Annotated in this window: 13 protein-coding genes; 10 read left to right on the top strand and 3 right to left on the bottom strand. The window is 48.6% G+C overall.

Translation table 11 applies throughout. The features are described 5' to 3' along the window. Positions 1-132: 132 nt before the first annotated feature. On the bottom strand, positions 133-558 hold the full coding sequence (locus tag ACFVTB_RS05175; RefSeq protein ID WP_387746061.1) for a DUF7832 domain-containing protein: 426 nt from the start codon (positions 556-558) through the stop codon (positions 133-135). Between the two features lie 189 nt (positions 559-747). Between ACFVTB_RS05175 and ACFVTB_RS05170 the strand changes: the two genes are divergently transcribed. The 3 genes from ACFVTB_RS05170 (at position 748) to ACFVTB_RS05160 (ending at position 2292) form a co-directional block, all read left to right on the top strand. Then, positions 748-1302, top strand: coding sequence for a GNAT family N-acetyltransferase (locus tag ACFVTB_RS05170; RefSeq protein WP_387746059.1), 555 nt, complete (start codon positions 748-750; stop codon positions 1300-1302). Positions 1303-1344: 42 nt separating this feature from the next. Beyond that, a complete protein-coding gene (locus ACFVTB_RS05165) occupies positions 1345-1662 on the top strand; it encodes a GNAT family protein (RefSeq protein ID WP_387746057.1) in 318 nt (105 codons plus the stop codon). Between the two features lie 144 nt (positions 1663-1806). Continuing rightward, the gene (locus tag ACFVTB_RS05160) at positions 1807-2292 is read left to right on the top strand and encodes an HPP family protein (protein ID WP_387746055.1); all 486 of its coding nucleotides are present in this window, start codon (positions 1807-1809) and stop codon (positions 2290-2292) included. A 104-nt stretch (positions 2293-2396) separates the two neighbouring features. Here the strand turns inward: ACFVTB_RS05160 and ACFVTB_RS05155 are convergent, their stop codons facing one another. Next, entirely contained in the window at positions 2397-3515 is a 1119-nt protein-coding gene (locus ACFVTB_RS05155) for an NAD(P)-dependent alcohol dehydrogenase (protein ID WP_387746054.1), read from the bottom strand. Positions 3516-3938: 423 nt separating this feature from the next. Between ACFVTB_RS05155 and ACFVTB_RS05150 the strand changes: the two genes are divergently transcribed. The 4 genes from ACFVTB_RS05150 (at position 3939) to ACFVTB_RS05135 (ending at position 9178) form a co-directional block, all read left to right on the top strand. Next, positions 3939-5135: a FecCD family ABC transporter permease gene (locus ACFVTB_RS05150; protein ID WP_387746052.1), complete on the top strand. Its 1197-nt coding sequence runs from the start codon at positions 3939-3941 to the stop codon at positions 5133-5135. Beyond that, positions 5136-6170 (top strand): FecCD family ABC transporter permease, encoded by a 1035-nt coding sequence (locus ACFVTB_RS05145; protein WP_387746051.1) that lies wholly within the window; start codon positions 5136-5138, stop codon positions 6168-6170. A gap of 227 nt (positions 6171-6397) precedes the next feature. Next, entirely contained in the window at positions 6398-7375 is a 978-nt protein-coding gene (locus tag ACFVTB_RS05140) for an ABC transporter substrate-binding protein (protein WP_387746049.1), read from the top strand. A gap of 171 nt (positions 7376-7546) precedes the next feature. After that, positions 7547-9178 (top strand): helix-turn-helix domain-containing protein, encoded by a 1632-nt coding sequence (locus tag ACFVTB_RS05135; RefSeq protein WP_387746048.1) that lies wholly within the window; start codon positions 7547-7549, stop codon positions 9176-9178. 130 nt (positions 9179-9308) lie between these two features. Here the strand turns inward: ACFVTB_RS05135 and ACFVTB_RS05130 are convergent, their stop codons facing one another. Then, a complete protein-coding gene (locus ACFVTB_RS05130) occupies positions 9309-10349 on the bottom strand; it encodes a serine hydrolase domain-containing protein (protein WP_387746046.1) in 1041 nt (346 codons plus the stop codon). A 315-nt stretch (positions 10350-10664) separates the two neighbouring features. Here ACFVTB_RS05130 and ACFVTB_RS05125 point away from each other — a divergent pair, with 315 nt between their 5' ends. The 3 genes from ACFVTB_RS05125 to ACFVTB_RS05115 all read left to right on the top strand — a co-directional run bounded on the left by ACFVTB_RS05125 (position 10665) and on the right by ACFVTB_RS05115 (position 13808). Beyond that, positions 10665-11972, top strand: coding sequence for an ABC transporter substrate-binding protein (locus ACFVTB_RS05125; protein WP_387746044.1), 1308 nt, complete (start codon positions 10665-10667; stop codon positions 11970-11972). 66 nt (positions 11973-12038) lie between these two features. Then, the gene (locus ACFVTB_RS05120) at positions 12039-12950 is read left to right on the top strand and encodes a carbohydrate ABC transporter permease (RefSeq protein WP_387746042.1); all 912 of its coding nucleotides are present in this window, start codon (positions 12039-12041) and stop codon (positions 12948-12950) included. A gap of 3 nt (positions 12951-12953) precedes the next feature. Then, a complete protein-coding gene (locus ACFVTB_RS05115) occupies positions 12954-13808 on the top strand; it encodes a carbohydrate ABC transporter permease (protein ID WP_387746040.1) in 855 nt (284 codons plus the stop codon). Positions 13809-13829: the final 21 nt, after the last annotated feature.

Raw genomic sequence — 13829 nt, 5'->3', positions numbered from 1 at the left:
CCATAAGTGATATCTCTAGCTGGAGCGATTGGAGCAGCTATGAGGGGGAAGGATAATTTCAATAAAAATACATCGCTATAAGGATTGCATACCTTAGGCGATGTATTTTTTCATGTAGAAATCTAGAGGGAGTCAACGTTCTCTTTTCTGGCACCACATCTCATACACGATATCCAGCTCTTCGCATATCAGTTTATAATTTTCCCAAGTATCGGGGACATGATAAGACGATTCGGCATCTTCTTGATTCAGAATGTAGAGATAGTCGCTCATGTAGCTATCGTATTTACTTGCGGCAAATGCATTTCCTTCCTCATTCAGCATATCGGAGGCAAGAACGCCAGCTGCCATTTTAAAAAGCCGTGAGCTTAATAGCTCCCTCGCTTTGAAAGCTTTAATCTCCTCTTCATAATCCTCCAGAAACTCTTCACTGCAAAGTTCTTTTTCAATTAACCATCCCAGGAAAAAACCAATGTGCACGTAAGCCTGATCTTGAGATAATTGTGGTGGAAAGTCGTTGTCATAATGGTATTTTGCTTTATCGTAGACGGTCATCATACATCTCCTTCGGTGGTTGTTCCTGTTATTACCTATATAATTCTACTATTTTTCAATTTCTCTGCAAGGTACTACTGCCAATAATGCTGCTATTGAACTTACCCAGTCTTTGCATCCATCATGCCGTTAAGTAAAATGGTGAAGAGGGTTCATTTAAGTGTATTTTGCAAAAAAAGCAGGTGATTCAATATGGATGTTATCATTCGTGAGCTTATGGCGGAAGATAAAGATAACTGGAGAGATTTAGACGACAGTTTTACGGTGGATTCCACTCTTGTTCTGTCATTGACGGGCCGGCAAGTCGAGTTTACCGTGAAAAAAATACCGAGCTATACCAAAAGCTATTCGCAAGATCAGTTAAACGAAGAAGCAGACAGGGATAATTCAGATTATATACATAACCCGGATCGAATTGTGTATTTGGCCCTCGTCGAGAATCATGTAGCAGGCCGTATCCTGCTGAACCGCAACTGGAACAAATACGCTTATGTCGAGGATATTACGGTTGATAAGAAGTTTAGAGGCCTTGGCCTAGGCCGTAAGTTAATGGATAAGGCTGTGCGATGGGCGCAAGAAGGTGATATGCCCGGCATTATGCTGGAAACCCAAAGCAATAACGTGAGCGCCTGCCAATTTTATAGCAGCTGCGGTTTTACAATAGGCGGTTTTGATCATCACCTGTACCAAGGCATTCATAAAAACAGCGATGAAATCGCGATATTTTGGTATCTGATTTTTGAATGATTCGAATTAGGGTGAAAATGTAAGGACGAAAGGAAAAAGACAATGATTTTTGAACGCATTTCGGAAAAGTCGCTAGAGGTAGCCCTTCAAATTGTTAACTCTAACCCCACTTACAATACTTATGAAGATGGAAATCCCTCGAGGCCGCTAGAAGAAGTACGAAGCGAGTTTATTAACCCGGATAGCGAAAGCTATTTTATCGTACATGACGACAGGCCTATCGGAATCATCGATTTTCTCCAAAACAATCCGAAAGACAACTGTCCGTGGCTCGGTTTGCTCATGATTCATGGCGATTATCGTTCTTTGGGGTCTTCTGACCCGCAGCGCATCTCCTCACTTCAAGTCATCAAGCACTGATTTGGGTTTTGAGCCGTTGTTTGCTTAGAAATATTTGAGAATCCGTTAGGGTTGACTGGCTTCGCTCAAGTGATAGAATAGAACATGCGCCAAGTGCGCCCTTTAAGCAAGCAAAGAGTCAGTCAGGAGGCTTAACGGATTCAAATGAACATTAAAACATTAGCGATTTGCACCTATATTATGGTGATTTACTGGTTTTCACTGCATTTTTCTTTTCTGGATACGTTGTTTTTTCCGACGCTTGGCGCATTCAGCTTTTTGTTTGTTTCGCGCTCCTTACGGTATGCGGAGATTGCCCGGATTACGCTGGGGGCATTTATCATGTCGATAATCGGAAATGTACTGTTTCACATTTATCCGAGTGCGATATCGGTGTTTCTAAATGTACTAATCGCATTCTGGCTGATTAGAAAATTCAAATGGAATGCTCCTCCGATCGTAGCGGTTTCCCTCATTCCATTTTTCTCTCATTCGACTCACCTATGGGTTATCCCATTCTCGGTAACCGGGGTGCTCCTTGGGCTGATGCTTACGCTGTTCATCGCGGAACGTCTCGAGAGCAAGTTCGGCCATTTGTGGGCAGGCAAGAAACTGTCGTCCAAATCTGATTCCATTGATGCATCAGCGTAAGTTTTGCGCGTGAATGAATCGAGCGGAACGAATAGGTATAAAATAAAACGGAGACCTCCTTTCGAGAGGTCTCCGTTTCCGTTTTTAAATGCTTGATAAATCATTTATTTTGCAGGTGCATAATCCTCGTCGATGATCAAAACAGGTTTAATCGTTTTGCCCGACGCCGAGTCTGCCGAAGCTTCGTTGATCTCATCAAATTTATAAAATTTAACGAGCTGATCGAACGAGAATTGTCCTGCTTCAAAGAATTGAATCAATTGTGGAATGGACAATTGCGGAATAGAATTCCCCATCAATACGCCTTTGATCGAACGGTTAAGCATATTCAGATCGGCGTTGAAGTTAATTTCAACTCCACCTCTCGAGGATGCAATCGGAGCGGCTACGCCGCCGACAGCCAAAATATCGATGGAAGTCCGCGCAACAGCCGGAACACCGGTTGTATCAATCGAGAAGTTAACGCCTTTATTGTTTGTAAGCTTTTTGATTTCGGCAAGCACATCGCTATCCTTGCTGTTAATCGTGTGAGTAGCGCCCAACTGTTTCGCAGTATCGAGACGACTGTCGTGGATATCTACCCCGATGATTTGGGAGCAGCCGGATATCTTGGCAGCCATCATTGCCGCCAAACCAACCGCACCAGTACCAAAAATAGCGATGGTGGAGCCTGGTCCAGGCTTCAGTCCGTTCAACACGGTGCCGCTGCCAGTCAGAAAACCGCAGCCCAAAGGACCGACAAGACGCAAATCAACAGATTTGTCCACTTTGGTCAGGTTGCGTTCAGTCACAATGGTATGCGTGCTGAAGGAGGATTGGCTAACAAAGTTATAGATTGGCGAGCCGTCTTCCCGTTGAAAATATAAAGAACCGTCTTCTCGGGTGCCTCTCAAGTTGACCGTCATCCAGTCCTCGCAAGAAGCTGGAACGCCGCTGAGACAGTTGCTGCAATGACCGCAGTAATGATAGGAGAGAACAACATGGTCGCCAGGTTCAAACCCGCGCACGGCTGCCCCCACCTTTTCCACGATTCCGGATCCTTCATGGCCCAGAACAACCGGATAGACAGGATATCCTCCTTTACGTGCAACTTCGTCAGAGTGACAGATGCCGGAGGCTACCATTTTGACCAAAATCTCGTCATCACGAATTTCGTTTAACGTTAGTTCCTCAATTACATAAGGGGAATCAATTTCATTAGTGACTGCTGCTCTTATTTTCATGTTCGATTCCAACCTTTCTAATTATAAATTAAAGGGCTTACAATTGTATAAGGATAGGGGTCTGAAATGATCAACTCCAAACCCGAGTCGAGCTTGTTTCTCGCGAGAAAATCATGCAATTTCATTAAAGAAACTTGCATGTATAGTTTGCTTACTTGGTGTTTTAAAATGCCGTATGCCCGTAAGCACTTCCAGTATAATAATGATTAAAGACGCGATCAACAAACAAAAACAACGAATGTGTTGGAAATTGAGGATGAAAGTTTTGGTCAACAAACAAAAAGCTTGAATGTGTTGATGAAAGAAAAGAACAGGAAATTCTAACGATGCCATTGCAAACGGAGGCAATTTCACCTATAATTTTTTTGTGATTGTAAATGAGAATCAATTTCAATAAAACCTTGAGAAGGTATAGGAGAAAAAATGTCTACTAGATCTAATAAGGGAGAGGCCGGGTACTCGCCAGCAGATGCAAGCGCTTCGTCCCCATCGGCTTCAATAAGCTCGGCATTATCGTCTGCCCAGCTGTCATCGTCTTATTCGTCTTCAGTTCCGTCAGAGAGTGGTTCGCCATCGAGCGATCCGTCTAATTCGGGCTCGACTCCTCCGTCTGCGCCAATCAAGAGCCGTCCAGTTACAGGCGCGCTTGTATTGATCGGAGGTCTGGTCGCGTTGGTGCTTGGACTGTTCTTGTCCGTCAACCTCGGAGCGGCAGATATTTCGTTCCGTGTCGTGTGGGAGGCGATCTTCCAATTCGATCCGAAGGTGACCGACCATCAAATTATTCGTGAGCTGCGTCTTCCGCGTATTCTAGGCGGTGCAATGGTCGGTGCGAGCTTTGCGGTAGCAGGAGCAATTATGCAGGGAATGACCCGCAATCCACTTGCGGACTCCGGGCTGCTCGGCATTAACTCGGGCGCCGGATTCATGCTCGCGATTTGTTTCGCCTTTTTCCCAGGAATGCCGTTTATGACGCTGATTTTGTTCTCTTTCCTTGGTGCGGCGCTAGGGGCGGGCATCGTTTACGGCATTGGCTCTATGGCAAAGGGCGGGCTTTCGTCGGTGAGGCTTGTGCTTGCCGGGGCGGCATTAAGCGCTTTGCTAAGCGCCCTGAGCGAAGGGGTCGCGCTGTATTTCCAAATCGGTCAGGATCTCGCATTCTGGTACGCGGGCGGCGTGGCTGGAACGCGTTGGGACCAGCTGCAAGTTATGGCTCCTTGGGTAGGTGCGGCACTCATCGTAGCTATCATTATCTCGCGATCAGTTACTTTGCTCAGTCTTGGCGAAGATATTGCGCGCGGTCTCGGCCAGCGCACACAGCTGGTTAGAGCGATCTGCGCTATTGTGGTGCTTATCCTTGCAGGCAGCGCAGTATCCGTCGTTGGCGCGGTCGGCTTCGTAGGACTAATCATTCCGCATCTGACGCGGAAGCTGGTCGGCGTCGACTATCGCTGGATTATTCCTTGCTCGGCCGTTCTTGGCGCTTTGCTCGTCATTTTCGCCGATATCGGCGCACGCATGGTCAATCCGCCGGAGGAAACGCCTGTTGGCGCTATCATCGCACTCATTGGCGTACCGTTCTTTCTATATTTGGCTCGCAAGGAAAGGAGGGAGCTGTAGATGCACTCCGTCACTGCATATTCTACCGAGAAGAAACGCCGTCGCCGCTCCTTCCAAGTCATTACCGTTCTTATCGCGCTTATCTTGACCGCTTTTGTCATTAGTATGAATACAGGCGCCTTTGCGATGTCGCCTAAGGAGCTGCTGCAGACGCTATTTGGATGGGGCAACGATAAGCAAGAACTCGTTTTGTTCCAATTTAGGCTGCCGCGCATCGTCGTTTCGATGCTGATCGGAGCCGGGCTTGCTCTCTCTGGCGCCATTATGCAAGGCATCTCGCGCAATGCGCTAGCTGATCCCGGTATTCTAGGCATTAATGCCGGAGCCGGTCTTGTTGTCATGCTGTACGTAGCCTTTTTCCCGGTGGCCACAGGCAATTCAGTCTTTTTGCTGCCGATGCTGGCATTCGGCGGGGCTTCATTGACAGCGCTGCTGATTTATTTACTCTCGTATAAGAAAAACGAAGGCATCATGCCAACGAGGCTCATCTTGACGGGCGTTGCCGTCGCAGCAGGTATTAGTGCGGCGATGATCGTATTGACGCTGCGAATTAATCCACATAAGTATCAAATGGTTGCTACCTGGCTTGCAGGTTCTATCGGTGATACGAACTGGAAGCACGTGTTGGCGCTGCTTCCGTGGATTGTTATTCTGCTTCCGTATGTTTTTTTCAAATCTCATACGATGAACGTATTGAGCTTGAGCGACATGACCGCTAAAGGGCTCGGAGCGAATGTCTCGCGGGAGCAGATCAAGCTGCTTGCCGCAGGCGTGGGACTCGCCGCTTCCAGCGTCGCAGTCAGCGGGGGGATCGGCTTTGTCGGCCTCGTTGCGCCCCATCTGGCGAGGAGGCTCGTTGGTCCGAAGTATCAAGGACTGCTGCCTGCTTCAGCGCTGCTTGGAGCACTGCTTGTGCTCGTGGCGGATACGATCGGCCGATGGATTATGCAGCCGAGCCAAATCCCAGCGGGTATTGTCACTGCCGTCATTGGAGCGCCATATTTCTTGTACTTGATGGCGAAATCGAAGAATTAGGCGGCGAGCAAGTAAATGCTAAGCAAGGATGAAATGGCAAGAGCCTTCTCCCGAGTACAGGGAGGAGGCTCTTTTTACGCTCAAATCTATACACGGCGATTTTGTACAAAATAACAAGCTTTTGCCGGAATCGAATGAATTTTAGCCTAAAAATCTATTGTTTGAGAGGCGCGCGCTCTCTATAATTGATGATAATGATAACTATTATCACCGTGGAGGGTTAAACCATGCAAGCACTAAGAAAGAAATATGTTCTAATGGGAGTCGTACTTGCGCTTGTAGTTACTGTGCTCAGCGCTTGTGGAGGAGAATCAAAGGGAGAAACCAAAGGAGAGGCTAAGGAAGAAAAGAAAGCGGAGACGCGTATTGTAAGTACGATCAACGGCGATGTGGAAATTCCGGCAGAACCGAAACGGATCGTTGCTTTATACTATCATCATCTTTTATTCGCCTTCGATATGAAACCGGTTGGGGCAAACTTGACCTGGTGGGGAGGCAGCCCGTTCTTGAAAGATCTGGAATCGGACGGAATCATTGACGTAGGCGGCCCGCCTTCGCTGGAAAAGGTCGCGGAGCTTGATCCTGACCTAATCATTATGAATAGTAACAATACGGAAGACTACGATCAGTTTGCGAAAATTGCGCCTTCGGTGCTGATTCCTTACAATCCTGATAACAGCGCCTACGACGATGCGAAGCTGCTTGCAGATATTTTAGGCAAGCCGGATGCAGGTGAGCAGCTGCTGACACGGTTCGAGGAGAAGGCCAAAGCGGCAAGAGAGAAATTGCATCAAAAAGTCGACGAGAACGCAAAGGTTGCGATTATCCGAATTGAAGGAAAAGGCAGCCAATTCTCGATCTTCGGCTATAACTATGGACGAGGCGGCTGGTCCGTCTACAAAGGGCTTAATTTGAAAATGCCAGCCAGAATCGAGAAAGAGCTTAACGATCAAAAAGCGCAATTCGTGCCGCAGCTCTCTATTGAACTGCTGCCGGAATATGTGGCCGACGCCGATTATATTCTTGTATCCAACGAGGGCGAAGGTATGGATGCGATCACCAACAGCGAAACCTGGAAGACGATTTCCGCTGTTAAAAATAACAAAGCGATCGAGCTTGACGGCAAACAATACTTCTACTTTGATCCGATTTCCATTGAGGCTCAACTTGATTTGATTACTAATCTGTTACTGGAGAATTCGTAGTATCAGCATGATTGGTATAGACGTTTCGGTTCCGCCTAGTAGGCGGAACCGAAACGTCTTTTTCCTTTTTCGCCGATTGATGGTTGATGGGCCATGCACTTAGCGTTAAAATAAACATTATCAAGCATATGATAACGATTCTCAATAAAATCACTAGGGGCTGATTCCATCATGAATGATATTGGACTGCCTTTTCAGTCTTATTTATTCACCTTCGTGAACATGGAGTATATACAATGCCCGTCTGAAGGCATGCCTGTAAAGCTGTTTATATCCGATTATGCGATAGTTGGCGTAATGAAAGGGACGGGCACAGGAATCATCGACGGCAAGCGCTGCAAGCTAAGCAAAGGCAGCTGCTTTCTGGCAGCGCCCGGGGCATTATTCGAAGCGGATAGCGCAGAGCCGGAGGGACTGGCATTCTATCACCTTTCGTTTCGGATGGAACGAATCGCGAATGCGGACGTCAAGACGGCGGCCGGAGCGGGAGAAAGCGCGAGCGTACTTTTGCCGGGTGGCATGCTGAACGTGCAGCCGTTTCTGGAGTGGTCGGCGATGCTGAATGAGATGTACCGACATCGGGCATATCTGTCAGGACTGAAGGGATATCGGCAGCATATACGTCTGCAAGAGCTGCTCTATTATTTGGGTGAAAGAAACGCCGTGCAGTCCGAGCATAACCCGCGCAGTGCGGTTGGCCGGACGATCGATGATTTGCATGCCGATATTGCACAGAGAATCAGCGTGAAGCAATTAGCGGAAAAGGCACAGGTGGGAATCAGGCAATATACTTATCTGTTTAAGGAATTGACGGGTCAGAGTCCGATGGATTATATAACCGAGCTGCGTATTAATGAGGCGAAAAAGCAGCTGCTTGTATCTAACGACCAGCTGAGCACGATTGCCCGCAATGCGGGATTTCAGGATGTGTATTATTTTAGCCGGCGGTTCAAACAAGTGGTCGGGATGGCGCCGAAACATTTCATAACGAAACGCCGGCGCGAGATTAGAGTCGTTGCGCTATATTATGCTGGCATTTTGATGGCGATGGGGGTCAGGCCGGTAGGCGCGAATTTGACCTGGTGGGGCGGCAGTGATTTTTTGAAAGAACAGGAAGAGGGCGTTGTCGATGTAGGAGCTCCGCCTTCACTGGAGATGATCGCGAGCCTTGAGCCCGATCTTATTCTAATGAATGATCAACATTCGCAGCAATACGGTCAGTTCTCGAAAATCGCTCCTTCTCTCGTCATTCCATACGACGGTAAACGGAATGTTTATGAGGATATTCGTCTGGTGGGTAATCTGATCGACAATCCGCAGGCGGCGGAACGGTTAATTGCCGGCTATGAACGGAAGGCGGCGGCCTCCCGGGCCAAGATTGAGACGGCGGGCATTGTAAAGGGCGGCAATCAGGCGACCATTATCCGGCTCGAAGAAGGCGGCAGCCGATTTTCCGTATTCGGCGACAATTACGGGCGCAGCGGGTGGGCGGTATATAGGGGACTGGGGCTTGAAGCGCCGACGAAGGTGCGTCAGTTGATCGAAAGTGGACAGCAGATTGTACAACACATGCCGATCGCGATGCTGCCCGAATATGCGGAGTCCTCCGATTACTTGTTTGTTGTGAATGAAGGCGAAGGGGTCGAGAAGATGATGGATAAAGACATTTGGCATCGACTCTCGGCTGTAAACAACAATCGCGTGTTCGAGCTGAGTAAGGAGCGTTTCTCTTATTTTGATCCGATATCGCTGGAGGCTCAGCTCGAGCTGCTGACCAATCTGCTGTTGGAGCGTGGAGCCTAGAGCCTAGCAAACTGCAATCCATCAGACGACCACCGATAAAAAAACAGCGGAAGTCTCGGACAAGAAGCACAGTGTCCGGGGCTGCCGCTGTTTTTATTGCCTATTAACGCCGCGTTGGCTGGTGTTTTCGTTACACACTCAATAGGCCGAGCATCAGCTTGTACGGAAGACTGGGCATGTTGGTTTGGTTGACGGTTCCGCACAGGTAAATATCCTTCTTAGGCGCACAGTAAGCAAAAGCCCCGGACAAACCGGAATGGCCAATCAGTTCCGGCTGCGGCTTGAACGGCGAGAAGGCGCGCGGCAGCTGGAATTTTACGATTCCTTTGCCGTATTGCAGCGGGAAAAAAATTCGGTTCCATTCGTAGAGCTCATTCAGAGCGGATTTAGGGAAAAGCTTTCCCTCGAAAAAAGCGCGCAAAAATCGAGTTAGTTCTTCAGCGGTGGATACGATGCCCCCGTCGGGACCGAAGGAAGTCATGGCGAGCGGTACATGAAGGGGAGCGTTTTTGTAATAAAAAAGGCTAGGGCTTTGATCTTCACTATTCGAATAGATGTAGGTATTGGTCAAAGATAATGGTTCATAGATATACTGCCGAAACACCTCGTCTAAAGGTTGGCTCGTAACCGTCTCGATTATTTTGCCTAGCAATTGATAGTTGCTGTCGGAATATAAAGCCTTTCCTTTCGCTCGGGGAGGAAAGGCCGGCTTCAACTGCTTGCTGTTCTCGATGGCTTGTTCGAACGTCCAGGCTTGATCCTGTCCGGCCAAAATTTCGTCCGCCAAACTTTTGCCGCCTACTCTTTTTTGCTGAAAATAATCGGGAAGGCCCGAAGTATGCGCCATTAATTGCTCAATCGTAATCTCCTTGGAATAATCGGTACCTTGATCATGGTGGATACCGGAGAGAAGCTTCTCATCCAAATAATCGCCGATTTTATCGGTCAGCCGAATGTCGTTCCGTTCTCTAAGCTTCAATAGCGTTGCCGTTACGAAAAGCTTGGTCGTACTGGCGATAAAGAAACGGCTGTCTATGTTTAGATTGCCTGCAGCCCCGCTCCATGCCCACTGCCCGTCTCCCGATTCCATGCGTACAACCGCCCCAAATACCCGTTTGTGATCGACGGCTGACTGAATCATTCGTTCCAAGCGCTCAATGCGCTGTTGCATGCTGGAACAACCTCCTTTTATTGATCCTGCTTGCTGCTTCCCTGATGATATCTATTCTTTTCATTAAGAAGATATACGGATATGCCTAGCAATAGGTTTGAGAAAGTGAAGATTGCAGTTTATCGAGTGATTCTTCTTCTGGAAGTTAACATTAAAGTAAAAATGTGTGTAAGGAAGCGCTATCAGTACTGAAAATTCCACCTAAAGCCTCTGCTTTTTCGGTTAACGGCCTGGAGCTTGCTCGGTACAATGAGAGAACAGAGAGGCCGGAGGGGCAATAACGGCACTGTAAACGATACTATGGAGGGGATTGTCTTGAAGAAAGCTACCAAGCTTATCGCTCTGGCGGCGATGTCGCTCACTCTTGTTCTGTCGGGCTGCGGGAACGGCAGCGGCAACGGAAACGGGAACTCGGCATCGACGAAAAACGAATCCAAGCAAGGCGAATCACAGAAAAATGTTACCTTGAGAATGTCCTATTGGGCAGGCTCGCAGCTGACGGTAGACAAAAATAATGCCGTTATTGAACTGTTCCAGCAAAAGTACCCTCATATCAAAATCGAAGCCGAGTATTATTCGGCAGACGCTTATAACGACAAAATTAATGTGCAGGCCGCATCCAACAGCTTGCCGGATATTATCCGCGTCGATTACACGCAAATCAAAAACTATGTGAACAAAGGTCTTCTGATGCCGCTGGACGATTATATCAAAGATCAAACGATCAATATGGAAGGCGTAGCCGAGGTCAACATGAAGGGCGGCATGATGGACGGCAAAACGTACGGCATCAATATCGGCAACAACGCGCTCGTCATGTTCTACGACCAGGACAAGCTTGCGGAAGCGGGAATTGAGCCCCCAACACCGGACTACACTTGGGAGCAATACGAAGCGGACTTGCGCACAGCGAAGGATAAGCTCGGCATTTACGGCGATACGCACCTGGCGCGCGAGCACTTCGAAGTATGGCTTAGACAGCATGGCAAGAAGCTGTACAATGACGACCAGACGGCGCTCGGCTACGAAGACGATCAGCCATTCATCCAGTTCATGGAGCAGCAGATCAGATGGCAGAAGGATGGGCTCATCACGCCGACCAGCGTAGAGCTCGAAATTCGCGGTCTGGAGGACGGGCCATTCCCGAAAGGCCAATCCGCATTCGGCGGCTACTCGTACTGGAGCAACCAGGCTGACATTATGGAGACGCAGTTGGGCAAAGCGGTCGGCATGGCGATGTATCCGGGCTCTGGAGACGGCAAAGGCATGTACATGAAGCCATCCTTCTTCCACGGTGTTTGGTCCGGCTCGAAGCATCCGAAGGAAGCGGCGATGTTTATTGAATTTTTCACCAACAACATTGATGCGGCCAAGTCGCTGAACGCATACTTCGGCATGCCGTATCATCCGAACCTGGTAGCGGAAATGCAATCCACGTTCTCGGAGACGCAGAAGCGCGTATCCTCTTATCTGCAAATGGTGGAGCAGCATTCCTCCGAAATCGATCCGCCTGCTCCGGTTGCAGGCATGGAGATTAGCAAGCTGTTTACGAATATCGCATCGGAAATCTTCTTTGAACAAATTACGCCGGAGGCAGGGGCCGCCAAATTCAGAGAAGGCTAACACAGCGCTGGCCAAGGGCAAATAAGAAAGTGAAAAAAGATAGTGAATAACAGGAGGTGACAGAGCATGCGAGGTGTGGGTAACAAGTCGATTTGGTCATCCGACAATACGGCGGGATATCTCTTTATATTGCCGTGGCTGGTTGGTTTCCTCATCTTTTCAGTCATCCCAATCGGCGCGTCCCTGTTTCTTGCTTTTACCCGGTACGATATTCTGTCATCGCCGGAATGGGTCGGATTTGCCAACTTTAAGGAAATGTTTACAGAGGACAGCCGGTACTGGCTGTCGGTGAAAGCAACGCTGATCTTTGTGTTTGTCGCTATTCCGCTGCGTCTCTCCTTTGCGCTGCTTGTCGCGATCGTATTGAATCAGAAGCTGAGATTTCTCGGCTTCTTCCGATCCGCTTATTACATGCCGACGCTCATCGGCGGCAGCGTGGCAGTAGCAGTTATGTGGCGCCATTTGTTCGGCATGAACGGAGCGGTCAACTCGTTTCTGGAGAGCGTGTTCGGCATAACGGAGAAAATTTCGTGGATTACGCATCCGTCCACAGCTCTCTCTTCGTTGATCCTGCTGTCGGTATGGCAGTTCGGCTCCGCTATGTTGATCTTCTTGGCCGGTCTGAAGCAGATTCCGAAGGAGCTGTATGAAGCGTCCGAGGTTGACGGCGCGAGCCTGTTCCACCGCGTCAAATCGATCACGCTGCCGCTGCTGACGCCGGTTTTGCTGTTCAATTTAATTATGGGAATTATTAATGGCTTTAAAGTGTTTACGGAAGGCATGATTATTACGAACGGCGGACCGTTCGACAAAACGCTGTTTTATGTTCTGTATCTGTACGAAAGATCGTTCCGTTATTACGAGATGGGCTATGGATCGGCAATGGCATGGGTGCTGCTGATGATTATTGCCGGCTTTACCGCAATCGTATTTACGACATCCAAGCATTGGGTGTACTACGAGTCGAAAGGGGATTAGGCTATGTCATCTTCCGTGCGATTCATTCATCGAGTCCGCAGCGCCGTCCTCCACCTTGCGGTATCGCTGTTCGCGCTGGTCATGCTGTATCCCATCCTGTGGATGGTATCCAGTTCGCTTAAGGATACGACGGAAATCTTCGTTAATTCGCATCAGCTCATTCCGTCGAAATGGAGCTTCGACAATTATGTTACCGGCTTTAAAGGCTTTGCGGGCATTTCATTCGCCGTCTTCTTCAAAAACTCGTTTATTATTACCATTTTATCGGTCATCGGTACGGTCGTTTCCTCCGCTATGGTAGCCTACGGCTTTGCGAGAATTCGCTTTAAGTTTGCGCCGATCTGGTTCGCCTGCATGATGCTGACGATGATGCTGCCGTCCGAAGTGCTCATGATTCCGCAGTACATTCTGTTTCATAAGATGGGCTGGATCAATACGTTTCTTCCGCTCATTATCCCGTCGTTCTTCGGAGGAGCCTTCTTCATTTTTCTGATTATTCAGTTTCTTAGAGGCATTCCGAGAGAGCTGGATGAGGCGGCGGTCATCGACGGCTGCGGCAAGTACCGCACGTTCGGACTCGTTATTTTGCCGCTGCTGACGCCTCCGCTCATAACGAGCGCGATCTTCAAGTTTTACTGGACATGGGACGATTTCTTCAGCCCGCTGCTCTATCTGAATTCGCCGAAGCTGGCCACCGTGTCGCTGGCGATCAAAAACTTTTCCGATCCGACGATGAAGACGGACTGGGGCGCGATGTTCGCGATGTCGGTGCTGTCGCTCATTCCGATCGTGCTCGTATTCTTCTTGTTCCAGCGCTACATCGTAGACGGAATTAGCACGACAGGTCTCAAAGGGTAGACGGTTTGCTATAAAAAACGG

This window comes from Paenibacillus sp. NPDC058071 (genome assembly GCF_042885235.1).
Taxonomy (GTDB): Bacteria; Bacillota; Bacilli; order Paenibacillales; family Paenibacillaceae; genus Pristimantibacillus.
The sequence above is the reverse complement of the archived record's forward strand: the minus strand, read 5'-3'. Positions and strand labels throughout refer to the sequence as shown.

What these genes read in the sequence shown, in the direction of transcription:
- ACFVTB_RS05175 (WP_387746061.1), bottom strand. Translation starts at nt 558, where the DNA reads ATGATGACCGTCTACGATAAAGCAAAATACCATTATGACAACGACTTT.
- ACFVTB_RS05170 (WP_387746059.1), top strand. Translation starts at nt 748, where the DNA reads ATGGATGTTATCATTCGTGAGCTTATGGCGGAAGATAAAGATAACTGG.
- ACFVTB_RS05165 (WP_387746057.1), top strand. Translation starts at nt 1,345, where the DNA reads ATGATTTTTGAACGCATTTCGGAAAAGTCGCTAGAGGTAGCCCTTCAA.
- ACFVTB_RS05160 (WP_387746055.1), top strand. Translation starts at nt 1,807, where the DNA reads ATGAACATTAAAACATTAGCGATTTGCACCTATATTATGGTGATTTAC.
- ACFVTB_RS05155 (WP_387746054.1), bottom strand. Translation starts at nt 3,515, where the DNA reads ATGAAAATAAGAGCAGCAGTCACTAATGAAATTGATTCCCCTTATGTA.
- ACFVTB_RS05150 (WP_387746052.1), top strand. Translation starts at nt 3,939, where the DNA reads ATGTCTACTAGATCTAATAAGGGAGAGGCCGGGTACTCGCCAGCAGAT.
- ACFVTB_RS05145 (WP_387746051.1), top strand. Translation starts at nt 5,136, where the DNA reads ATGCACTCCGTCACTGCATATTCTACCGAGAAGAAACGCCGTCGCCGC.
- ACFVTB_RS05140 (WP_387746049.1), top strand. Translation starts at nt 6,398, where the DNA reads ATGCAAGCACTAAGAAAGAAATATGTTCTAATGGGAGTCGTACTTGCG.
- ACFVTB_RS05135 (WP_387746048.1), top strand. Translation starts at nt 7,547, where the DNA reads ATGAATGATATTGGACTGCCTTTTCAGTCTTATTTATTCACCTTCGTG.
- ACFVTB_RS05130 (WP_387746046.1), bottom strand. Translation starts at nt 10,349, where the DNA reads ATGCAACAGCGCATTGAGCGCTTGGAACGAATGATTCAGTCAGCCGTC.
- ACFVTB_RS05120 (WP_387746042.1), top strand. Translation starts at nt 12,039, where the DNA reads ATGCGAGGTGTGGGTAACAAGTCGATTTGGTCATCCGACAATACGGCG.
- ACFVTB_RS05115 (WP_387746040.1), top strand. Translation starts at nt 12,954, where the DNA reads ATGTCATCTTCCGTGCGATTCATTCATCGAGTCCGCAGCGCCGTCCTC.